General features: G+C 37.5%; 19 protein-coding genes. 7 read left to right on the top strand and 12 right to left on the bottom strand.

The window, feature by feature from the left end:
• Positions 1-114 precede the first annotated feature (114 nt).
• From LC115_01500 to LC115_01480, 5 genes are all read right to left on the bottom strand, one after another.
• The gene (locus LC115_01500; GenBank protein ID MCZ2355356.1) at positions 115-411 is read right to left on the bottom strand and encodes a hypothetical protein; all 297 of its coding nucleotides are present in this window, start codon (positions 409-411) and stop codon (positions 115-117) included.
• Between the two features lie 221 nt (positions 412-632).
• Positions 633-1676: a bifunctional diaminohydroxyphosphoribosylaminopyrimidine deaminase/5-amino-6-(5-phosphoribosylamino)uracil reductase RibD gene (gene ribD / locus LC115_01495; protein ID MCZ2355355.1), complete on the bottom strand. Its 1044-nt coding sequence runs from the start codon at positions 1674-1676 to the stop codon at positions 633-635.
• Positions 1673-3004, bottom strand: coding sequence for an oligosaccharide repeat unit polymerase (locus LC115_01490; GenBank protein ID MCZ2355354.1), 1332 nt, complete (start codon positions 3002-3004; stop codon positions 1673-1675). Before LC115_01490 ends, ribD begins: the two co-directional genes overlap by 4 nt.
• 93 nt (positions 3005-3097) lie before the next feature.
• A complete protein-coding gene (gene gldG / locus LC115_01485) occupies positions 3098-4792 on the bottom strand; it encodes a gliding motility-associated ABC transporter substrate-binding protein GldG (protein MCZ2355353.1) in 1695 nt (564 codons plus the stop codon).
• Complete coding sequence (locus LC115_01480) at positions 4789-5535, bottom strand: ABC transporter permease subunit (GenBank protein ID MCZ2355352.1); 747 nt, start codon at positions 5533-5535, stop codon at positions 4789-4791. Before LC115_01480 ends, gldG begins: the two co-directional genes overlap by 4 nt.
• A gap of 184 nt (positions 5536-5719) precedes the next feature.
• Here LC115_01480 and LC115_01475 point away from each other — a divergent pair, with 184 nt between their 5' ends.
• Positions 5720-6946 carry a GNAT family N-acetyltransferase gene (locus tag LC115_01475; GenBank protein ID MCZ2355351.1) on the top strand — a complete coding sequence of 409 codons (1227 nt, stop codon included), beginning with the start codon at positions 5720-5722 and terminating at the stop codon, positions 6944-6946.
• An 84-nt stretch (positions 6947-7030) separates the two neighbouring features.
• On the opposite strand, the gene LC115_01470 is transcribed toward LC115_01475, so the two are convergent.
• A complete protein-coding gene (locus LC115_01470; GenBank protein MCZ2355350.1) occupies positions 7031-7609 on the bottom strand; it encodes a hypothetical protein in 579 nt (192 codons plus the stop codon).
• A 252-nt stretch (positions 7610-7861) separates the two neighbouring features.
• Positions 7862-8206 carry a hypothetical protein gene (locus tag LC115_01465; GenBank protein MCZ2355349.1) on the bottom strand — a complete coding sequence of 115 codons (345 nt, stop codon included), beginning with the start codon at positions 8204-8206 and terminating at the stop codon, positions 7862-7864.
• A gap of 451 nt (positions 8207-8657) precedes the next feature.
• Between LC115_01465 and LC115_01460 the strand changes: the two genes are divergently transcribed.
• Together LC115_01460 and LC115_01455 are read left to right on the top strand one after the other, a co-directional pair.
• Entirely contained in the window at positions 8658-9182 is a 525-nt protein-coding gene (locus tag LC115_01460) for a leucine-rich repeat domain-containing protein (GenBank protein MCZ2355348.1), read from the top strand.
• A gap of 3 nt (positions 9183-9185) precedes the next feature.
• Positions 9186-10169: a ketoacyl-ACP synthase III gene (locus LC115_01455; protein ID MCZ2355347.1), complete on the top strand. Its 984-nt coding sequence runs from the start codon at positions 9186-9188 to the stop codon at positions 10167-10169.
• Here the strand turns inward: LC115_01455 and LC115_01450 are convergent.
• From LC115_01450 to paaA, 3 genes are all read right to left on the bottom strand, one after another.
• Entirely contained in the window at positions 10160-11377 is a 1218-nt protein-coding gene (locus LC115_01450; GenBank protein ID MCZ2355346.1) for a glycosyltransferase family 4 protein, read from the bottom strand. The genes LC115_01455 and LC115_01450 overlap by 10 nt on opposite strands.
• A gap of 23 nt (positions 11378-11400) precedes the next feature.
• A complete protein-coding gene (locus tag LC115_01445; protein ID MCZ2355345.1) occupies positions 11401-12573 on the bottom strand; it encodes an undecaprenyl/decaprenyl-phosphate alpha-N-acetylglucosaminyl 1-phosphate transferase in 1173 nt (390 codons plus the stop codon).
• Between the two features lie 255 nt (positions 12574-12828).
• Positions 12829-13818 carry a 1,2-phenylacetyl-CoA epoxidase subunit A gene (gene paaA / locus LC115_01440; GenBank protein ID MCZ2355344.1) on the bottom strand — a complete coding sequence of 330 codons (990 nt, stop codon included), beginning with the start codon at positions 13816-13818 and terminating at the stop codon, positions 12829-12831.
• Between the two features lie 146 nt (positions 13819-13964).
• Between paaA and preA the strand changes: the two genes are divergently transcribed.
• From preA to LC115_01420, 4 genes are read left to right on the top strand one after another with little or no spacing between them, the layout of a single operon-like run.
• Complete coding sequence (gene preA, locus LC115_01435; GenBank protein MCZ2355343.1) at positions 13965-15317, top strand: NAD-dependent dihydropyrimidine dehydrogenase subunit PreA; 1353 nt, start codon at positions 13965-13967, stop codon at positions 15315-15317.
• Entirely contained in the window at positions 15302-16078 is a 777-nt protein-coding gene (gene mazG / locus LC115_01430; protein ID MCZ2355342.1) for a nucleoside triphosphate pyrophosphohydrolase, read from the top strand. The genes preA and mazG overlap by 16 nt, the downstream gene beginning before the upstream one ends.
• The gene (deoC, locus tag LC115_01425) at positions 16041-16736 is read left to right on the top strand and encodes a deoxyribose-phosphate aldolase (protein ID MCZ2355341.1); all 696 of its coding nucleotides are present in this window, start codon (positions 16041-16043) and stop codon (positions 16734-16736) included. Before mazG ends, deoC begins: the two co-directional genes overlap by 38 nt.
• A 46-nt stretch (positions 16737-16782) precedes the next feature.
• Positions 16783-19386: a DUF5686 and carboxypeptidase regulatory-like domain-containing protein gene (locus LC115_01420; GenBank protein ID MCZ2355340.1), complete on the top strand. Its 2604-nt coding sequence runs from the start codon at positions 16783-16785 to the stop codon at positions 19384-19386.
• A 3-nt stretch (positions 19387-19389) separates the two neighbouring features.
• Here LC115_01420 and LC115_01415 read toward each other — a convergent pair whose 3' ends face one another.
• Both LC115_01415 and LC115_01410 read right to left on the bottom strand, forming a co-directional pair.
• Positions 19390-21822 carry an outer membrane protein assembly factor gene (locus tag LC115_01415; GenBank protein MCZ2355339.1) on the bottom strand — a complete coding sequence of 811 codons (2433 nt, stop codon included), beginning with the start codon at positions 21820-21822 and terminating at the stop codon, positions 19390-19392.
• A 50-nt stretch (positions 21823-21872) separates the two neighbouring features.
• Positions 21873-22631: an MBL fold metallo-hydrolase gene (locus tag LC115_01410; GenBank protein MCZ2355338.1), complete on the bottom strand. Its 759-nt coding sequence runs from the start codon at positions 22629-22631 to the stop codon at positions 21873-21875.
• Positions 22632-22635: the final 4 nt, after the last annotated feature.

Here is a 22635-nt window from a genome sequence, read left to right as displayed (position 1 = left end):
TCAAAATCAAATAGTTAAATATTTTTATTCTTTTTGTCGTGCAACAGGCTCATAAAAAAGCCACCTGATAGGTGGCTTTTTTATTTACCCAAATAGATTTATCTGTTGAGAGAATTACTTCTTGGTAGCGTTGGTAGCGTTAGCAACTTCTTCTTTCACGAAGTTAGTAGCTTTTTCAATTTGGTTGTTTGCTGTGCTTGACATTTTGTGCATTAAGTCAAGATTTGTTTTAGCAAGTGTATTTAACTGGTGGTTAAATAGTTCTACCATTTTACGGTTAGTATCTAAGCCTAACTGAATTTGGGTGTTGATAGAATCAACAACAGTGTTAAATGTTTCTGTAGTTAATTCTGTGGTTTCCTGAAAATTTTTACGGAAAGTTTCTGTGGCGTTGATGAATGGATTTTTCATGATTTTGATTTTTTGTGTTGTTTTTAATTTTAATTACACGACAAAATTACGTCAAAGAATAACATTGTCAATATCTCGATTTAACAAAAAATGTCAATATTTAGATATTAGAATTATTCTAAATAAAAAATCACAAAAAAAATATTTTTTGTGATTTTAGTGATTTTGTTAATTGCCAAAAAAATGATAAATTATATTATTTTCAATAATTGTCCAATAATTTATTTGTTAACTCTGGTGGAATTGGTGCTTTTTTCCCAGCAATCCTCTCCGATTAAGGCTATTTTTTTCCAAGAAAGTGATTCTGCGTTGGGTGCTTTTATGCCGTTTTCTAAGGAAATTGGAGCCGTAATTCGGTAGGCTTCGTCCCACAAGCTGGCTGAAACAAATTGATTGAGGGTTTGAGTGCCACCTTCTACCAAAATAGAACCGATATGATGTGTTTTTAATAATTGCTGTAACCACTCAATAGTTTCTTCTGAACCGGCTTTAAGTAATTGTGGATTATTAGGAACGATAATTGGCGGTATATGGAATTGTTGTGTCGGGAAGTTTTGGGAAGCTGAATAAATTATCGGCTGTGTTAAATTATTGATAAAGAATCTATTATTTAAAATTGGTGTATCAATTCTGGCCGTATTTCCGCCAACAAGGATAGCCATTGCTTGGCTTCTTAAATAATGTGTTTGTATTTGGCTTTCATAGCTACTGATGGTTGTTTTTTGCCCTATTTTTGCAATAAACCCATCACGGCTTTGCGCCCATTTTAAGATGATAAAAGGGCGATTGAGGGTTTGGTTCACCCAAAATTGCTTAATTAATGTTTGAAAATCATATTGATTATCATTAACAACTACCTGAATACCAGCGTTTTGCAATCGTTGTACACCTTTTCCGGCTACTAAGGGGTTGGGGTCTAAGCAGCCGATTACCACACGGCTTATTTTTCTTTCTATGATTAACTCTGTGCAGGGCGGGGTTTTTCCAAAATGGTTACAAGGCTCTAAGGTTACATATAGAGTTGTTTCGGTAGAAATATCAGAATCTTTAAGCTGCTTTAAAGCGGTAACTTCTGCGTGTTCGCCTCCAAATTGCTGGTGCGCTCCTTCAGCGATGATTTTTCCGGCGTTCACAATTACGGCACCTACACGTGGATTTGTTTTTACCGAAGATAACGGGATTTGATAAGCAAGCTGAAGTGCTCTGGTTAAATAGTATTTATCAAAATCATGGGATATATTCTGCTTAAAATCAGTATCTTTCATAATTTGATTTTATGTTCATACAATACTGATAAAAAAATGGTCCAAATTAGCCCAATCATAAAATTGATAAGTGCAGTGCCAATACCGGATATAATTGAAACTACCAAAAAGAGTGTTATATGAGTTAAAAAACAGATATAAAAGAAGTTAGGTTTTTTTCTGGCACGTGTGTAGAAATAGCTGGCTATTAGCCCACAAGCTAAACAGATTCCCATAATACCGTAATGGCCAAAATTAATATATGCTTCGCCAATGATGCTGGGCGTAATCCCTGCGGTATCCGGCATATCTGCAAAACCTTTAAAAATTTCAAATTTTAAATCTACATTAGCTCCTGTTTGTTCTCCGGGGAGCAATTTTTTTAGGTCTTCTAAATATCTTGCCCCGTAAGCAAATTTGTCTTCATTATAATTCTTTAATATTAGTTCAAAAACGACTGGGCGGGCTACTAAGGTAATCCCTATTTCGTGGGTAAAATCAGCCAACGTTAAACTTCCTCGTCTAAACGCACCTACTAACGAAACTAAAATCAGTAGCCCAATAATGGCGGAAAGAATAAGCGATACCGGAATAGTCTTGCGGTTAAACATCCAATAAACGCTGATATACTGAACTAAAAAAACAACGATGGTACTCCTAAATCCAATTAAAACGGTTATGAATATATAAATTCCGGTTAAAATATTTAGCCGAAAAAATTTGCCGGGTTTGGGAGCCACTAAGCTATCATATAATAACGCAATGCAAATGAACGGGATTCCTTTTAGAAATACAGAAAATAGGCCATTCCCCGCAAAAAAATTCATTTTGGCCTGAGCCGGATTAGATGATAAAATAGGAATTGTTCCCGCACGGGCAAATAAGGTTACCGTAATCACAAGACAAGCAGCCGCAACTCCCCACAAAAGACGATAATTAGCAGCAGGATGAAATGTAAACGGCTTTGTAACTAATCCTTGCTTGCTAAATATAAAGTTATACTTTTGGGTAATGTATGCCCCCAATAAAAAAGATGCAAATCCTAAACCAGTATAATTTAACCCCAAAAAACCATAATCCCGATCTTTGAAAAAAGTGTACATTAATTCCCCAATTACCAAAGCAGATAGATAACTACCTCCTACTAAGACTATTGGCTCATAAAGATAGCCACGTTTAACCCGTTGAATAATGTAAGCTCCCCCAGCAACGTAAATCAGATTCCATACAAAACTAATATCATAATTCTGTAGAATCTTTGAAAAAGTAACGAATATTAAGCTGGAAAAAGCTATAATCAATATTGGTAATAACGCTATGGCAGGAATATGAAATACAGTTCTTTGCATATCGTCAGTTTGGGTATTTACTATGCGATAGTAATTTAACCGAATAAAAAAGAATGAGATACAACATTATTTGCACATAGCTCATAAGCAGTGTCAGGTGATAACAGCTTTTTTCTGGTTCTCTCGAACACGCAATTGGTGGCGAGCAATACCAAATAAAAGGATTAGAATTACAGGGAAAAGTACATTCAAAAGTTGTATTAAGATTTTATTTTGAACAACAGTTTCTTTATGTAATTGCTTTATAGATACCTCCTTAGCTCTGATTTGGGTAATAGCTTGATTTCCCATAAGTAAGTCAAGACAGTTCATCAAGAAAGTTTTGTTATCCAATGGCATTGTGCCGGGTCTTCCTCGGTAGTCTTCGGGAAGGGCTATTTGGCCGTCTGACACAACAAGCATTTCGGTTGGGAATATATTTTGGGCTATAAATTTGGCAGTTGGTGGGTTAGGTGCTTTGGTATCAACGGGGGGTGTTCTTCCGGCAAATAAAGATTCAAATTTTCCATCTAACTGTAAACCAACAACTTTATTTCCTTTGTAACGAAACACTTCTACCGGTGGCGGGTTTGTTAGTTCTTTGTTTAAGTCTATCATAACGTTTCCGTTGAGGGTTCTGCTATAAGCAGAGGTAAAAACAAAGGGTGTAAACTTGACACCGTTTCTGGGTATTGTGTCAATGGTGCTTACGTAGCGGAGCAATAAGCCATCAATATTTCGGTTAATGGGGTGGTCTGGTAGGTTATAGACAGCCGGATAATACAACCACTTTTCGGAACTCCAAACCGGCCCGTCATTGAACCCCCGAATAACGTCTAAACGTCCGCAACTAACATCCTGTACTAAATCGTAATTTATCTTAAAACCGTATTTAAAGAACAAATCATCGAGGTTTAGCTGCCGCATTATGGATAGCGAAGGGCCATTGGAGACATCTACTTTTTCTTGGTCAACAATCCATAGGATTCTGCCGCCGCGCATTAGATATTGGTCAATTTCATATTTTGTTCTTTCAGAAAAGGCAGTATCCGGCTGGGCAACGACGAGCACATCTACCCCTCGTCCGGCTAACTTTTGGGCTATTGTATCCGGTAAAAAACGTTTTGAAGGCGCAATAGATTGCCCGCTATCAGCACGGACATCTAAAATAGTGTAGAACTGGCTCATCTCTTGAATCCATTCTGCCATTACGTTGCGGTTAAACTCTCTTTGCCCCCGCAATAATCCCACAATTCGCGGCTCCGTAGTCATTAGCCGCTTTATTGCAGAAACTAACTTATACTCAATATCTTGCTCCGCACGAATTAAATCTACTTGACCATTGGGAAAACTGGAACCTTTAATCAAATCTACATATTCATCTTTACCTTGATAAGAAACTACAGCCACCGGAAAAACATATTGGCGTGAAGATTCCATCTCCGAAGTACGCACATTTACCGGTAAAGGTGAAATTCCATGCTCATTAAAGAGCTTCATCAAGTCTGGATTTTTACCCGGATTGATAAATTTATACTGCAAGTTACTCCCTGCATAGACTTTTAGCTCGATTAAAGTGGTACGAACAGCATCAGCAAACCGCTTTAACGGAGCCGGAAAATCTCCCTCTAAGTAAACTTTAACCGTTAAAACAGACTCCAAAGAATCTGCCGTCTGTTGAGAAACCTGAGATATGGAATATCTCCTCTCTGCCGTTAAATCCCAACGATAGAAAAAACCAGAACTAATTAAGTTTAAAGTAATTAAAATCGCAACAATGAGAAACAGTTGTATGAATGAAAGTTTCATTTCTTTTTATTCAGCAGCGTGTAGTAGGTAACTAAGATAAAAATTGTGATAGCCGTCAAGAAATACAGTAAATCCCGAGTATCTAAAACGCCTCTGGAAACACTTCGGTAATGCTCTATTAAGCCAATATTCAAGACTTCTCCATTGACAGCAGTCAGAAATTCCATATCTGCGATATAATCAAAGCCAGCGTAAGCAAAAAAACAGACAAAAACCGAAACGATAAACGCAATTATCTGATTATCAGTAATAGATGAGCAAAATAACCCGATGGCAGCAAAAGTTGCCCCTAAGCCAACTAACCCTACGTAAGAACCGATAATTGCTCCGTAATCCAAACTCCATGTCTGCTCAGATATTACAGAAAGCGAAATCACAAAGATAATAGTTGGAATCAAGGTAAATTTAACCAAAAACACAGCGGCAGTATATTTCCCCAAAATAATTTGGAGGTTAGTAACCGGCTTAGTAGATAGGAGTTCGATAGTTCCAGTCTTAAATTCTTCAGAAAAAGAACGCATCGTAATTGCCGGAATTAAAAATAAAAACAGCCAAGGCCCCATATTAAACAACGTGTTCATTTCGGCAAAGCCGGTTTCTAACACATTTCCCGGAAATACCCACAAGAATAACCCAACTCCCAGCAAGTAAACAGTCATAACTACGTAGGCAATCAATGAGTTAAAGAAAGAAGCGGTTTCTTTGGCAGCTATAACAGCTATATTTTGAATGTGTTCTCTCATTTTTTGCAAAAGTACAATGAATTAACGCATAACTTATCTGATTTTTTTACTTTACCCACGAAGTTTAAGCCTATAAATCAACCAATAGCTATGTAATGTTATTTGACTACCAACAAGGGAGTTTCAAAAAATCTGAACCGCAACCTAAAATTTTATGTAGGTTTGCGCCTTTAAACAACGTGTTATGTCTAATTGTAATATTCATATAGTAACCGACAAACGCACAGAAAGCCACTTTTTGGATGTCGCACGTTATTTGTACCGAAACGATCCCGTGTGGGTGTGCCCGCTCGATATGGAGATTCGGAATATATTTGACCCTAAAAAGAGTGCCAAAGTTACCGGAAACGGCATCGCTCAACGTTGGTATCTAACTGATAATCAAGGAAATTATATTGGAAGAATCGCAGCATTTATCAACAACAAAAAGGCTCGGGGTGAAAAGTTTAAAATCGGCGGAATCGGCTTTTTTGAATGTATTAATGACCAATCTATTGCCAACACGTTGTTTGATATTGCCAAAGATTGGTTGCTAAAGCAGAATGCTCAGGTAATAGACGGCCCGGTAAACTTCGGAGAAAACGACCGCTACTGGGGCTTGCTGGTAGAGGGCTTTACACACCCCGGCTATGGAATGCCCTATAACCCACCGTATTACCAAAAACTCTTTGAAACCTATGGCTTCCAAATGTTTTTTGAACAATTTTCAAAACATCTCGACATTACCAAAGAACTACCCGAACGATTCCAAAAAATATCCGAATGGATTATGAGAAAAGGAGGCTTTCACTTTGAAAGCTTTGATATGAAAAAAATAGCAAAATATAGCGAAGATTTCAGAACAATCTATAATGATGCTTGGCAATTTCATGAAAACTTTCAAGAAATGACCCAAGAAGCTTTAAATACCTTAATAAATGAATTAAAGCCCATCATCATTCCAGATATGATTTGCTTTGCCTATGAACAAAATGAACCCGCCGGCTTTGTGCTGTGCTTGCCAGACCTCAACCAAATATTCAAACCCTTGAAGGGGAAATTTGGAATCTTGGAAGCCGTTAAATTTCTGTGGCGCAAGCGTAATGGCTTTGAATGGTATCGTAAAAATGGGCAACTCACACGCGGAAGAGTCGTTATCATGGGAATCCGCCCTAAGTATCAACGCTATGGCCTCGAATCCGGGCTGATTATGCACCCCATGCCAAAAGTCAGAGCATTAGGTTTCAAAGAAATTGAACTCAGTTGGGTGGGAGACTTTAACCCCAAAATGCAAAAACTACACGAAAATACCGGAGCAACTTTTGGAAAAAAACACCACACCTACCGAATCGCCATAGACCCAAACGTTACCATTTCCCGATCCGTTATTATCCCAACAGACACCAGAGACCAACTCACAGACACACAATAAGAAATAAAACAATAAAAGTAACCTCAGCTATTACCAATAGCTATACTGTGTTTTATTCTTTTCTCGAACTTCTTTTGATAGTCTTTATCTATAAGGAAATCTAGGAGGATCTGTATCAACAATAACTTCAAAGCCAAAATATCCTTTTTGTAGCGTAATGTACATATCAGGTACAATGTCAAGATTTGTACCACACTTAAATAGCAAATCTTGTTCTTTCCCATCAATTAACACCGTGCATGTAGTATGGCAAATGCGTTCGGCTCTTCCTTTACTATCGTGCCCAATTCTATCAACATATTCAATATTAAAGATTTTTGTTTTGATTTTTCTTGATACACCTGTAGGAAAATAGCGATTAATTGTCAGAAAAGCAGCAGTTATGAAAGTTCCAAATACTAAAGTATTAATGGTAAAATGTGCCCAAAAGTTCCTTGATTCCTCACCCTTTGTTAGGAATAAACGTGTTATGGGAACAAGAATAAGTCCGGAAATTAAAGGTGTACTTACCAAAATAATCCAGTGCATAAACGTATCGCTATATATAATTCCAGCAACCACACACGATAGTATCGTAACAACAAGAGTAGTTATGAAAATAAGAAGTCCTCCTCTAAATATCCAAAACCATGAGGATTCTTCTGTTTTTTGTTTTTTTTCCATTTTCTAAAAATTCTGACTATGAAAGTATGATGAATTTTTTGGCAATAATAGACATCATGAATAATAAGTTTATATAGAATTAACTATCTGATTTTCAACAGTGTTTTTTTTAAAAATCTTTTACTCATAGTTTCTATTAATAATATTATTTTTTCGGCTGATTATGTTAAAAAATGAGTTTAAAAATATTGCAGGTTATGAACTATTTTACCTTAAAGAATTTACCGAGATTTTGTAAAATTAAGTGTTTTTTTATTCATATTGTAACTCACACTCCCAGTTTTTTTTTGAATTTTGATAGAAGATAAAAATGCGTTTGTGCTCAAAATCGTGTTCTCTTTCTTCATCGGGTATTGAGTGATTCTGATATGTTCCGCTGACATTCACTTTTACCAGAAAAGTATCTTTGGAAGATATAGTGATTTCGATAATTTTTATATTTTCGATGCTGTAAGTCGGTGAGCCATCGGCAAGAGATTTTTTTGCATAATATATTTTTACTTGTTTGTTTATTACAGACGAATCGGGCTGTGAATAAGAGCGATTACTGATAAATAATGTAAAAACGCTTACTAAAATTAAATTATAATATTTCATATCAATACTTCGTAATCTTTAATCTAAGTATCTAATTTTAAGTGCTTAGAAATTGGATAAAATGTTGATTTTAGTATATTTATCTGTAATCAAAACAAAATCAACATTTATCCGAGGTTAAAAGTAGCATAATATCGGTAATTTCACAAATGAATGTGCCAATTGATAAGTCAAGGATAAAATTCATTATTCTCATCTTTTCCTTGGTATAAAAAGGACACCTGAACTTTCTTCAATTTAGTAGGTACGGAGGCTATGATGAGAATACGTGTTGAGATAATTTTCAAAAAGACTTTGATTTTTTGAAATTTAATAAAATTCTCATTACTAAAAGTAAATTATGGCTTAGAACAGCAAAAAGCCGTAACTTATAGATAACAGGTCGTTTTTTTATTAAATTGTGTGTATTGCTGCGAATATCTGTATATTTACGCCCTTAAACGTTTTGTACATGAAATTTTGGTTTTCCAAATTTTTGTTATTGTTCACTTTGGGCTGTTATTTGTCGCTATCTGCCCAAACTAATTTAGATTCTCAGCCATGGTTTTATGATTTAGATGAAGCCTTAAAGTCTCCGGAAAAAGTTTATAAACTCAGTCTTTCTGATAAGAAATACACTGAATTTCCCAAAGAGATATTGGTTTTTAAGAATCTACAAGTGCTAAATTTGAATCGTAATAAAATCAAAGAGTTACCTGCCGATATTTCTACGCTAAAAAATCTTCGGGAGCTAAGTCTTTACAAGAATAAGTTAGTACATCTACCCAAAGAGTTTTGTGAATTAACGAGATTAGAATCTTGTTATTTAGGTAAAAACCAGTTAGAGGGATTTCCTCGCGAAATCGTTAATTTAAGGAAACTACGCTATCTGGATTTAACTAACAATAACTTAACTCTTTACGAAATATCATACATTCGTAAAGCACTTCCCAATTGCCAAATAGATTTATTAGGTACTCCTAACGAAAAAAAATAAACTATGCCGTATGCACATATCACCGGGACTGGTTTTTACCTTCCCCCAAAAGTCGTTACAAATGACGATATGTCTAAGATTTATGACACCTCTGATGAATGGATAGTAGAGCGTTCCGGCATCAAAGAGCGTAGGTTTATAGAGGGAGAGTTAGGCCCTTCTGACTTAGCCATACCTGCTGTTGAAATGGCATTAGAAGAAGCCGGAATTACTAAGGAAGATGTTGATTTACTGGTCTTTGCAACTTTATCACCGGAATGTTGGTTTCCCGGCTCAGGCTGTTTTTTGCAGGCTAAGATGGGCTTCCCGAATATTGGAGCTATTGATATTCGCCAGCAATGTACCGGTTTTGTTTATGGATTATCTATTGCCGAGCAGTATATCAAAAACGGAGTTTTTCAGCACATTGTAGTCGTTGGCGCGGAGGTTCAATCTACGACTATTGACACCAGCCCAGAAGGGCGCACTGTTGGCGTTTTGTTTGGAGATGGTGCCGGCGCAGTCGTAGTTTCTGCCAAAGATACACCGGGCGGTATTCTATCTACACACTTGCACGCACAAGGTAAATATGCCAAAGAACTCTGTGTGCCGGAACCTACCTCTACACGTAACCCCAAAGTTTCTCCTGGCGGAAAAGGTCTCCACGCATATATGAATGGCCGTGAGGTATTTCGCCACGCTGCTACCCGCTTCCCGGAAGTTATCAGAGAAGCTATGGAAAAACATCATTGGTCTAATGACGACATTGACTTGATTGTGCCGCACCAAGCTAACCTACGAATTTCCCAAAAAGTAGCTGAAATTATGAATATCCCAATGGAAAAGTTCTTTTCAAATATTCATAAATACGGCAATACTACGGCTGCAAGCATCCCTATTTGCATAGCAGAAGCAAAACGTGAGGGAAAAATAAAGCCCGGAGATAAGATTATCTTAGCCTCTTTTGGCTCCGGATTCACTTGGGCATCTGCCGCAATTCAATGGTAATTAGCTTTTTGGCTAATTATCTGTTCAAAAATAGCGGCTAAACTGTTGGCAATATCGGCACGGTCAAATTTTTCAACGGCAAGTTGCCGTGCATTTTGGCGCATTCGTAACAACTTTTCACTATCCGAAATTATTTCTATCAGTTGAACTACCATATCTTTTGGGTTCAAAAAGTCTCCTGAGATACCACAATCATATTTTTTTAGCCAAGAAGCCTGCCATCCGCCATAGTTGATTAGGACGGGTAAGCCACAAGCTAAATAATCATAAAACTTATTCGCACTATTTGCTGCAAGGACTTCATAGGGAGCAAAACAGACTATTCCAAACGTTGCGTCTTGCATCTCACTGATAATAAGCTCCTTCGGAACTGATTTTTTGAAAACTATTGTAGGGATTTTTTCTTGATTAAGAGAATCCACAAAATCTGCTTGTTTATTTCCTGCTCCAATAACTCTAAACTCAACAGAAAAATTGTGCTTAATAAATTCTTTTGCCAACGGAATTATCTGCGTAAGCTGATTTGCCTTACCGATTGTTCCTGCATACAAAAAAATAATTTTGCTTTTATTTTGTGTGTAATTCTGTGCAAAATCTGGTTTAAATAAGGTAGTATTTGTGCCATTAAAACTTACGAAAACCTTTTCTGCCGGAATACCATGTGTGCAAATTTGGCTTTTCATATCCGGAGAAAGTGCAATGATTCTTTTCGCTCGCCGATATATTAAGTTCATTCCTAAATTTAATATATTGATAATAAATTTATTTCTGATAATTCCCATTCCAATTGGAACATCCGGCCATACATCAACGGTTTCTAAAACAAATGGAACTTTATTAAAAACCGTTAAGCAATAGGCTAAAATACCGATTGAAGGTGGGGTAGAAGATGCGTAAACTATATCAAATTTTGAAACTTTAAATAGTAAATAAAAAAAGGCGGTGCATAAGAATTTCAAAAAAGCCCACATTCTTTGGAGATTTGACATAAAATGAGAGTACGGGACATTTAAAACGACAACAGTTACTCCGCTTTGTGTTTGATAGGAGTATATTTTCCGTTGGTGCGCCGGATGTTCTTTAGGAAATTGTGCTACCGAGGTAAGTACCCAAACATTATGGCCTTGTTTTGCCCAAACTTCACTTAACTCAAATGAACGATTATTTCCAAAGCCACCTGCCGGACAATAATATTGATGTAAATACAGTATCCGAATAGCCTTAAAATCTTTTAGTTCAGCACTGCCGAAGTTAATGAAGAGGTAGAGTTATTTTGATTTGAATAATTGGATTCTGCTTCTTGTTGCTTAATTATCAATCCTTTCTGATAAAAATACAACATTGTTAGCACTACAATAATAATAAAGATAGCTCCAAACAAGTATAAACTAATCTGCCATTGAGAACCGGCGAGTTGTATTGCTATTACTATTATGGTTGATAGAATTGTGATAGCAGACAAAGTAATCGGTATTAATTTTTCTGTAATTCCAAAATAATGTAGGTGGTGCGTTGTATGGTCTCTTCCGCCCACAAAAGGAGACTGGCCACGCTTTATTCGCGCAACAGAAACAAAAGAAGTGTCCATTATAGGCACTAAAAAGATAAGTACCGGAAGTAATAATTGATGGATTGCAGCAAAATCACAATTAATAAGTGGCTGATTCCAAAGATATTTAATGCCCGCAAAAGCTAATAATGCTCCTAAAAATTGGCTGCCGGTATCCCCCATGTATAATTTTGATGGTGAGTAGTTTAACATCAAAAAGCCAGCTAAAGCAGCAATAGTAGCCAAGATTGTCCATTCAATAAGCCCAAAACCGCCACCAGATGAGTAGTTAATCAATAATACTGCCGCTAAAATGGTAAGTGAAACACTAGCCGTAATACCGTCCATATTATCCAGCATATTAATCGAATTCATGATTCCAACTACCCAAAAAATCGTTAGTAATGAATCAAGTATAATATTATCCGTTAAATGAATACTATTTCCAAAGATTATTAAAATCAAGCCACATAAAAATTGGCCTAAAAATTTAATGAATGGGCGTGTATTATAGGCATCATCTTGCAAACCAACAAAAAAACCTACCGAAGCAGATAACACCAGAGCTAAGAATTGATTATCTGAAAAATACCCAAAACCGAATATTCCAGCTAATTGAGATGAAATCAAAAAAATCAAATAGAAAGAAAGCCCTCCTACAATAGGTTTGGGCATCTTTGACCAACGATCTTGGGAAACTGCTGAGTAATTATTGGTTCCAAGCTTCTGGGAAAAACGAATAAATATAAGATTGATTACGTACGAAAAGCCTGCTAAAAAACACATAGAAATGAACATAATCACCCCAAAACGAACCCCTCCTCCAAGTCCTATAGGGAATAAATCTACCAACATAGTTGAATAAGCATAAGAGAGGTAAAATTCAGTCGATACTTTTTGAGAGGTAAAATGTCTCCACAAATATAGTTGTTTTCACATAAAGAAATAATCAACAATATCGGTTTTTTTATACAAGACTGTTGATAACTTATCGCTTAAAGCGATGCTAAATCCTATCTTTTTAAGAGATAAGAAAACAGTAATGCCCTACCCAAAAATCTTCATTTAGGGTTCTTTCGCTTTTATGCGTTTTGATTTAAAACCAGTTTTTTAGGCAAGTGGAGCTACGTATTTTTCTTGTGGGATTTTGAGGGCATTTCTCACCCATCTTCCGCGTTCTTCTGCCATTCGGCGCACTGCAATACGTTCTTTATTGCAGGGGCCATCTCCATTGATAACGCGCATAAACTCCTCCCAGTCAGGTTCAGTATAAGTCCAAACACCAGTTTGAGCATCTTTTTTTAGATTTGGGTCAGGGATAGTTAAGCTCAATTCTCCTATTTTGGGGACGTATGTGTTCAGAAATTCTTGGCGCATGGAGTCGTTAGAGGCCAATTTGAGTTGCCATTTCATGAGTGTTTGGGTATGCTGGGATATTTTATCGGGCGGGCCAAAAAAGTGCATAACCGGTGGCCACCAGCGGGTTAGAGCTTCTTGAAGCATCTGTCGCTGCTTGGGAGTACCGGTAGCTAAATGCACACAATTATCATGGCCATATTTTAAATGAAAAGATTCTTCATAGCAAATTCTTTCTAAGGCACGGCAATATGGACCATAGGAGCCTTTGGAGTTAATCACTTGATTGATAATAGCTCCTGCGTCAATGAGCCAAGCTATAACGGCAGAATCTGCCCAAGTAACTGCCGGATAGTTGAAAACATTAGAATACTTGGATTTTCCGGATAATAAGTCGTTAATCATTTCTTCTCTGGATTTTCCAAGTGTTTCAGCAGCCGCATACAGGAGTTGCGCATGGCCTACTTCATCCTGAACTTTAGCCATTAGAGCTAATTTACGTTTAAAGTTGGGTGCGCGAGTTATCCATGTGCCTTCGGGTAATGCTCCAATTATCTCAGAATGAGCGTGTTGTTCTATCATTCGCAACAATTGTCGGCGATATTCATAAGGCATCCAATCTTTGGGTTCAATTTTTTCTCCCTTGCTTATTCTGGTTTCAAATTCAGCTAACTTGGTCTGGTCTTCTTCATGGGGTTGTTTCCCATAATTTTCCAATTCAACGATACTTATATTTCCGTACATACTTTGGTTTGATACAACGAACAAAGATATAAAATTTCGGGGTATTTTTTATTTAATCGGATCTATCGGTAAAAGAAAAATCTGGTATTAAAAATACCGGTGGTTTGGTGCTATTTTGGCATTAAATTTTTATGTAGGTTTGCTCTATGGTAGATATATCGGTAAACTTTGCGGGCATACAGTCTCCCAATCCTTTTTGGTTGGCTTCTGCGCCCCCCACAAATTCGGGATATCAGGTAATGAAAGCCTTTGATAAGGGCTGGGGAGGGGCTGTCTGGAAAACGCTTGGTGTTCCAATTATCAATGTTTCAAGTAGATATGGGGGCTTTAATTATAGAGGGACTCGCTTAGTTGGGCTGAATAATATTGAGTTGATTTCAGACAGGCCATTATCGGTAAATCTACGGGAGATAGAAGAAGTAAAAAAGCACTTTCCGAACCATGCCGTTATTGCGTCATTGATGGTTAATACCCGTGAAGAGTGGCATCAAATTGTTAAAGATGCTCAAAATGCGGGTGCAGACGGCTTAGAACTCAACTTTGGCTGTCCGCATGGTATGTGCGAACGCGGAATGGGTTCAGCCGTTGGCCAAGAACCCAAAGTACTAAAAACGATAGTTGGCTGGGTAATGGAAGTAGCTCGGATTCCGGTTATCGTTAAACTGACACCCAATATTTCAGATATTACCGAGCCGGCTGCTGCCGCCAAAGAAGCCGGCGCAAACGCCATCTCGCTCATCAACACAATTCAAAGCATCATAAATGTTGATATAGATCATTTTGTGCCTACTCCTACCGTAGATGGGCTTAGCACAAACGGAGGCTATTGCGGCCCTGCTGTTAAGCCAATTGCGCTAAATATGGTCAAAAACTGCGCCTTAGACCCTGCTGTGAACCTCCCTATATCCGGAATCGGCGGAATAGAAACATGGCGAGATGCCGTTGAATATATCCTGCTGGGATCCGGAACCGTTCAAGTTTGTACCGCCGTTATGCACCACGGATTCGGAATCATTGATGATTTAACATCCGGCTTGAAAAACTATATGACCCAAAAAGGATTCAGTAAAATAGCTGATTTTCAAGGAAAAGCATTAACTAATGTGAAAGACTGGGGGCAACTTAACCTAAACTATAAAATTGTAGCCAACATTAATCCTGAAAAATGTATTGGCTGCCAGCTATGCTACATTGCTTGCGAAGACGGAGCACACCAAGCTATTGCCCTGCAAGAAGGCACCCGAATCCCCATTATCCAAGAAGAAAACTGCGTAGGCTGTAACTTATGTTCCTTAGTTTGCCCTGTCGAAAATTGTATCACCATGATACGCAAAGATGACCCAAGTATTCAACCCGAAACATGGCAACATAAAGCCGCAACGAACCAAATACCAACTACCTTTGAAGATACTAAAGCCGGAGGAAACGGCCACCACGTTCCTGAACCCGCCCAAGCATTAACACACCTTAAAAAACAAAAAATATGGAAGAAACTTTAACCCAAAACTCTGCACATCCGTTCTTTAAGTTAAAAAACATTCTTGATGAACTTCGTGAAAAATGCCCTTGGGATAAAGTGCAAACATGGCAAACCCTCAGACCCTTAACTTTGGAAGAGGTTTTTGAACTCAATGACTCACTACTTGCCGAAGATGCTCCCGCTGTGTGTGAAGAACTTGGAGACATATTGCTCCATATCTTATTTTATGCCAAAATAGCCGCAGAACAGCAACAGTTTACCATAGAAAACGTCTTAACAAACCTATGTAACAAATTGATTTCAAGGCACCCACATATATACGGAACAGTTCAGGTAGCAAACGAAGCAGAAGTAAAGCAAAATTGGGAGCAACTGAAACTGAAAGAGGGGAAAAAATCTGTTTTAGCCGGAGTTCCAGACGGAATGCCCTCAGTGCTAAAAGCATGGCGCATTCAAGAAAAAGCCGCAGCTATCGGCTTCGACTGGCCAAATGCAAATGGCGCATTAGAAAAAATCCATGAAGAACTATCCGAAATTCAAGTAGCTATAAATGAACAAAAAACAGAACACTTAGAAGCGGAAGTCGGAGATTTATTATTCGCAGCCATCAACTATGCCAGACTCCTGAATATCAACCCAGACACCGCCTTAGAAAAAACAAACAAAAAGTTTAAGCAACGCTTTCAGTGGATGGAGACCCAATCATTAGAACAAGGAAAAACACTTAAAGAGCTTACTCTAAGTGAAATGGAAGAGCTTTGGCAAGAATCTAAACACTGATTATTTTGGAATTATTTCTGTGGAAGTGTTAAAAAACGCGCAGATAGACTTGATGTTACTTCGGGCTGACGTTATAGAACCGGAAATAGATTTGCTATGTAGCACCGCAAACCTAAACCGCTACGGCTTCGTTTGTATCCCGCCAAGTTTTACCCAAATTGCCCGAAACTACCTCGCTGATACTGACGTTTGTGTCTGCACAGTAATCTCTTTCCCAATGGGTTACGTTTCTAACCAAGTTAAATTATTAGAAATATCTGATGCTATCGAAAACGGAGCACACGAAATAGAGGTCATGCTGAACTTAGGAAATATCCATGCTAATAACTGGAAATCTGTAGAATCAGAAATCTTGTCTTTTAAAAAATTAACCGATGATGAAGATATTGCATTAACAATTATCATTGAACTTGATTTATGGGACGATCTAAAACTAAAACATCTCTGCCAAATTTCAAAAAATACCGAAGTCGATTTTATCAAAACCTCTACCGATACCCTGCAAACAACTATTAACCCACAAAAAATAGAGTTGCTTGCGCAGTATTTAGATAAAAATATTGGTATAAAAGCCTGCGGAAAAATCCTAACCAGAGAGAACGCCACCGCCTGTATCGAAGCCGGAGCCGTAAGAATATGCAGTAGCTTTTCGTTGTGAAAATATATTTATTTTATTCAATTTTAAATCCTATTAACTTTGTAAAGTGGGTTTTTCCAAAAAAATATATTACAGTATAGTTTTTAATATACTGATAATTAGCTATTTAAGTGTTGTTTATGCACAACCGCAAGTATTACCCAAATACAAAGTTTCCGGAGTAGTTATTGATTCTGTTACAGATGAGGTCATGCCCTTAGTTCCGGTCATGATTGCCGGCACGCCCACCGGAACTAATACCAATTTAGACGGAGAGTTTTTCTTTTCTTTACGAAACGGGACATATATTTTTGAAATAAAATATTTGGGTTATGAGCCTTTTCGTGATACTATTTTGGTTCAGGATAAAGACGTTACAGGACTTAGGTTTTTTCTGAAGCCCTTATCCAGTACGTTGGAAGAGGTCGTAATTACGCCTGGAGAAAACCCCGCAGATAGAATCGTTCGCAATGCCATTAAGCACCGGCGCGAAAATAGTATGGATAAGCTAGAAGCCTATGAACATGATGCTTACAATAAATTGGTCATTACCTTAGATAATATCAAAGAAGACCGTTTAGATAAGGGTTTATTAAAGCCAATTGGCGGTTTTTTACGCGCACACGCAGGCGATTCTGCCGTCATAGATACAAACCAACGATATAAATTTGCTATCTTTATTTCTGAAACTATCTCAAAAGTATATTACAAAAAACCGGGTAAACGAAAAGAAGTAATATCAGCCTCCCAAGCATCGGGCGTTGAAAATAATGAGTATAACCTACTTTCAAGTTTACTGACAGAGATTACGCTATCTGCTAACTATATTTCTTTTTTAGGGAAACAGTTTATGAATCCGGTTGCTGACGGAGCTTTTGGAAACTATAAATACTTTATTACCGGACTTGAAGTAACCGACCGAGACACTACTTGGTGCATCGAAATTTATCCCAAACGCCCCTTTGATGCCGTTTTTAAGGGTAGAATGTATATCGAAAACAAACGTTGGGGAGTCAGAAAAATTGACCTTACAATGAATACTGACCCGAATATTAACTTTGTAGAAGGTATTCGCATTCGCGCACAAGCTGACGAAGTAAATGGTAACTGGGTTACAACCCTAAGCGACGTAGAAGTCAATTTCAAAAACGACCCTAATAAAGTGGGCATTATCGGCCGAACTTCCTCTATGAAATATAACTATACCCTAAACCAACCCAAAGACGATAAATTTTTTAAAGAAACCCTTGAAATTGAAACCGGAGCAGGCGATAAACAAAAAGAATATTGGAAAGAAAGCAGACGTTCTCCCTTAGAACATAGTGAGCAACTTGGCTATAACTTAATTGATACCCTCAAAACAAAAAGTATCTGGACTGTTGTGGTAAACACAATGGAATTTGTTACTACCGGTAAAAAAGAATTCAAATATTTTTCAGTAGGGCCTTATTCTCAGTTATTTACTTTTAATGTAATAGAAGGTCCCCGAAACAGGGTTGGGCTTTATACCAATACTGCTTTTTCTAAAAAATGGTATTTTGGCGGGCACATCGCTTATGGCTGGAAAGATAGGAAGCTCAAATATAATGCTGAGATAAGCTATAAGCTTTCCATAAAACCCAAAGTTCAGGTAGGGGTAAATCGCACCCAAGAAATAGAGCAAGCCGGCTACCCTAACTTCGTTAATGATGGCACAGGTTTAATGACATCTCTACTTTTTAGGGTTCCTCTTCGGCAGATGAATTACTTTACAGAAACGAATCTGCGTTTATATGCAGATATTATGCGTGGTTTATCTGGAATCTTTTATGCTCGAGTACGTAGCTTCACGCCTTCTTCCGAGTTGGATTTTTACTATTCAAATTCCGAAGGCAGAAAAGTCCATGAATTTCAAAACACAGAGTTCGGAACATCTTTAAGGATCTCATTCAAAGAAAGTTATATCTTGAAAGGCGGCAGCAAAGTTTATACAGGTTCAAGATTCCCGCAATTTTACTTAGATTTAGCTGTTGGGGTTCGGCATTATGCTTCAAATTCAAGGTTACGTGAACTGCATTTATCCGGTGGCGATTTTAATTACCAGAAAATGGCGCTATCCATGACTGATAAGATGAAATTAGGCCGTTTTGGATATATTAACTATACTTTTACAGCCGGAAAAGTCTTTGGGGTGTTGCCTTATCCTAATTTGTATGTATTTCGCGGCAGCCAGTCTTATGCTATGGATCCTATTGGGGCAAATCTGGGCGCACTTGCATCTGTTGCCGGCTCCAATCGTTCCAGCACCTACGATCCGGTAGGGTTTAATTTAATGTATTTTTATGAGTTTATTGCTGACCAATACTTTGTTGGCGGCTTTGACCACCACCTTGAAGGGTGGATTCTGAATAAGTTTCCGTTAATCCGAAAACTGAAACTTAAAGAGGTACTATCCCTCCGAGCTGCCTACGGAACTTTAACACAAGCTAACAAAGACATTAATAATCAGACGATTCAGGCTCCTGATAAACAGCCTTATTTGGAAGCCGGTGTCGGAATTGAAAATATCTTAAAAATCTTACGTACCGATTTTGTGTGGCGTTTAAACTACCACAATCCTACCCCGCCATTACCAATACGTAAGTATCGGTATAATTTCGGTATTCGATTCAACCTTTCCATCAGTTTTTAGCTCTTAGAAAGGATAGCCGATGCCAATGTTGTATTGAAAGCGGCTGCCGCCAATATCTTTGGGGAGTTTTTTTACTACAAAATCGTTTAGGTCTGGGGCAAAAATTTGCTGCCCTAAATCCATCCTGAGAATTAAAAAAGAAAAGTCAAACCGCAGCCCGATACCGCTGGCAATACCGAGCTTTAGATTTTCGGCAGAGAGTTTTCCGGCACTTTCTTCAAAGCCCCCATTTTTAGAAAACCAGACATTGCCCATATCCGTAAAAACAGCTAACTCTAAAAAACTAACCAAATCTTGCCGCCATTCTACATTAAATTCAAACAGATATTCTCCGCCGGGCGTAACTAAATTAGAGTACTTTATATCATCCAATTTAAGCCTTCCGGGTCCTAAAGTATTTGATTGCCAGCCTCTTACTGAGTTAATGCCCCCCGAATAAAAACGATTCTCAAAAGGAACTATTTTGGTAAAATTCAGCCCACGCGCCCAACCTAACATATTTCGGATAACAATTTCTCCGGTTTTACTTAACGGAATAAAGAACCTTAAATCTGCACTAAGGCGTAAAAACTGCCCATAAGTATAGTGATTTTCAACTTTTCCATCCCGAATTTCGTTATCGCCGCCTCCGTGCAGCCGTTGCAGCCAATCAATGATAAACGGAATATTCCCCCCAAGTTCACCCCCAACTTTAAAGGTATGATGAAAAAAGCGTTGATTCTGAACTTTATTTGTATAAAAAAAATAATAACTCGAAAATGAGTTTAAACGGGGTGAAAAATCCCTTAAAATTAATTTAGATAATGCTGGATTTAGGTTTTCTAAAAATCCACTGCGTAAATCACTATTAACAATGGAGAAATTAATCGGTGTAAATATACTTTTTGCTTTATAGCTAAATGGAATGTGATACCAAATATAGCTTGTAGAGATACTTAGGCTTGTCCGGAGAAACTCACGTCTATTTTCATTATTAACGATAAAGCTGAAATTGGTTATTGGGTTATATTTGCTTAAATCTTTATTGGGGTCTATCGGGAATAATAATCTGGGGTAAGTTAAAATCATTTTTCCGCCATATTGATAAAACCCTTCTATTGGAGATTCTGGATTGACTTTGTAAAAGCTGACATTGCCATTTCCGCTGATATTCAATTGTTCGGCTCTTTTGAAAAGGTTTTTATTGCGAAACTGGATATTACCTCCTATGCCGGGCAAGCTGGAGTTTAGCCGTTTATCTTCTGTTTGAAAAACCTCTGCACCCAGCCGAATATCTAAACGAGGAAGCAAGGTCATATCAAATGTTACATCTAAAATATTGAGCGAATCATTAACATCATAACTCAAAATATTGCGCTTTAAAATCCCCAAATCTTGTAGCTTTTGCTGAGTCTGCCGTGCATTTTGCAAAGCATAACGTTCATCTGCCCGAAGCAAAATTCGCTGATTTAAGAAATTCATATTAAGAGACTTAAATACAGAGTGATTAACTTCATAGTAGATACTTGGAGCAGGTTTCAGCTTTCTAATAGGGATTCTAAATGTCTTGCGAAAGTTATCATCTATGGAATCAGAACGAAAAACAAGCATCGTATCTACAGTTAATAACGAGCTTTGGTTTATCTTGAGGGTTACATTACGGATATGATAAACATCTTGGCTATCCGGCAATATAGTTTCAATCGTTAGATATTTTATTTCGGGTGTTGCTTTTTGGAATATCTTAAAAATATTTGACGGTGGTGGGTCTTTACGGTATTGTAATTGGTTGCTGGTATCTACAATGTAGCTGATATAGGCTGCCGACATTCTGAAGTAACCATTATCCCGCATTTTTTGGGATATTCGTTCTCGTTCTTGAATCAGCGTACTTTCGTTGTATAAATTTCCAACTTGCAGAAGGCTATTTTCGCTGACCAAAGCCTTAACGGCTGAATCTGAACACTTAAACTTTATTTCCCGAATGATGTAGCCCGCATTTTCAGTAACTTCATACACAATATTTGTTTTGGCTACGTTTCTGCTAAAAATAGTTTCTGATAATTTGTATGAAACTGTTGCATCTAAGTAGCCGTTTGCGTAGCAGATACTTTGCAGTGTTTTGGCATCTTTGGCTAATGAAGCAGAGTCAACTAAATTCGGCTGTTCGCCTATTATATCCCGAAACCACCGAATAGCCGGCGATAAATAATACTGTTTAGGATCTATTTTTTTGTAAATTTTTTTGAGTGGAGAGCGACTTTTTTCTAAATCTAAACCAAAGTTATAGAACGTTAAGAGCAGTTTGGGAAAAACAATTTGCTTGTTTGAATGGACTTTTATCCCGGGTTGTAGAATTTCACTTGATATAAAATGATTTCCACGAATAACGGGGTCTTTGTTGATTAAAATTTGGCCACGAGTCAAGTGCCGAGTATTATCACAAGACGATAGCATTATCAACCAAAAGATTGATAACCAAATAATTTCATGATTTTTATAGAAAATTATGCAAATTTTTCTACCAAACATTTTCCATCTTTTGAACCGACTTTTCCCACAGCCATATCTTTTGCATGAAAAAATAGCAGTAGCCAGTTGTTTTGGCAAGCTGCCTCTAAAACTTCCTGCCTAATTTGCTGCGACTTTCTACCGTCTGTATCATATTTTGCGATAAAATTCATGTTCATTTGAATATTATCCGGCACAACATCCCCGCCGTAATAAACTGTATTGTAACCGTCTGTCAATAAAAAAGATTGATGAGACGGGCAATGCCCGCCGGTATGTTGATACGATAATTGAGCATTAATATGGCCGTTTCCCTCTACTAAAAGAAGACAATTATTTCTTTCTAAGCTACTTAGCTTTTGTAATAAATAGGTATTTTGGTTCTGATTAGCATCATCTAATTCTTGGCGTTGAATAATATAGCGAGCGTTCGGAAATAATGGCATCCCGGCTTCATCAGTCATTCCGTTGCTATGATCAAAATGTAAATGGCTCATACAAACATACTTAATAGATTCCGGCTTATATCCGGACAACCGTAAGTTCTCTATAATATGATAGCTATTACCATGCCTATAACCAAGTCCAGTATCAAATAAATACGTTTCACCATCCAAATCTACCAAAAAGGGTTGGATATGAACTATCAACGAACCTTTTCTATCAGCCGCTTTATCAATTTTAGGGTCAAAAGGAATTAGCTTTTTGTCTAATCCGATAGAATAAATACCTTCTGAAAGGGGAACTATTTTCATACAA

Source organism: Bacteroidia bacterium (assembly GCA_026932145.1).
In the GTDB taxonomy this organism is placed as follows: Bacteria; Bacteroidota; Bacteroidia; order J057; family JAIXKT01; genus JAIXKT01.
The sequence above is the reverse complement of the archived record's forward strand: the minus strand, read 5'-3'. Positions and strand labels throughout refer to the sequence as shown.

Bases quoted from the DNA above. Each gene is read 5' to 3' on its own strand.
- LC115_01490 (MCZ2355354.1), bottom strand. From the start codon at position 3,004: ATGCAAAGAACTGTATTTCATATTCCTGCCATAGCGTTATTACCAATA.
- LC115_01500 (MCZ2355356.1), bottom strand. From the start codon at position 411: ATGAAAAATCCATTCATCAACGCCACAGAAACTTTCCGTAAAAATTTT.
- LC115_01475 (MCZ2355351.1), top strand. From the start codon at position 5,720: ATGTCTAATTGTAATATTCATATAGTAACCGACAAACGCACAGAAAGC.
- mazG (MCZ2355342.1), top strand. From the start codon at position 15,302: ATGGAAGAAACTTTAACCCAAAACTCTGCACATCCGTTCTTTAAGTTA.
- paaA (MCZ2355344.1), bottom strand. From the start codon at position 13,818: ATGTACGGAAATATAAGTATCGTTGAATTGGAAAATTATGGGAAACAA.
- LC115_01455 (MCZ2355347.1), top strand. From the start codon at position 9,186: ATGCCGTATGCACATATCACCGGGACTGGTTTTTACCTTCCCCCAAAA.
- gldG (MCZ2355353.1), bottom strand. From the start codon at position 4,792: ATGAAACTTTCATTCATACAACTGTTTCTCATTGTTGCGATTTTAATT.
- LC115_01460 (MCZ2355348.1), top strand. From the start codon at position 8,658: ATGAAATTTTGGTTTTCCAAATTTTTGTTATTGTTCACTTTGGGCTGT.
- preA (MCZ2355343.1), top strand. From the start codon at position 13,965: ATGGTAGATATATCGGTAAACTTTGCGGGCATACAGTCTCCCAATCCT.
- ribD (MCZ2355355.1), bottom strand. From the start codon at position 1,676: ATGAAAGATACTGATTTTAAGCAGAATATATCCCATGATTTTGATAAA.
- LC115_01415 (MCZ2355339.1), bottom strand. From the start codon at position 21,822: ATGCTATCGTCTTGTGATAATACTCGGCACTTGACTCGTGGCCAAATT.
- LC115_01465 (MCZ2355349.1), bottom strand. From the start codon at position 8,206: ATGAAATATTATAATTTAATTTTAGTAAGCGTTTTTACATTATTTATC.
- LC115_01470 (MCZ2355350.1), bottom strand. From the start codon at position 7,609: ATGGAAAAAAAACAAAAAACAGAAGAATCCTCATGGTTTTGGATATTT.
- LC115_01480 (MCZ2355352.1), bottom strand. From the start codon at position 5,535: ATGAGAGAACACATTCAAAATATAGCTGTTATAGCTGCCAAAGAAACC.
- LC115_01410 (MCZ2355338.1), bottom strand. From the start codon at position 22,631: ATGAAAATAGTTCCCCTTTCAGAAGGTATTTATTCTATCGGATTAGAC.
- LC115_01445 (MCZ2355345.1), bottom strand. From the start codon at position 12,573: ATGTTGGTAGATTTATTCCCTATAGGACTTGGAGGAGGGGTTCGTTTT.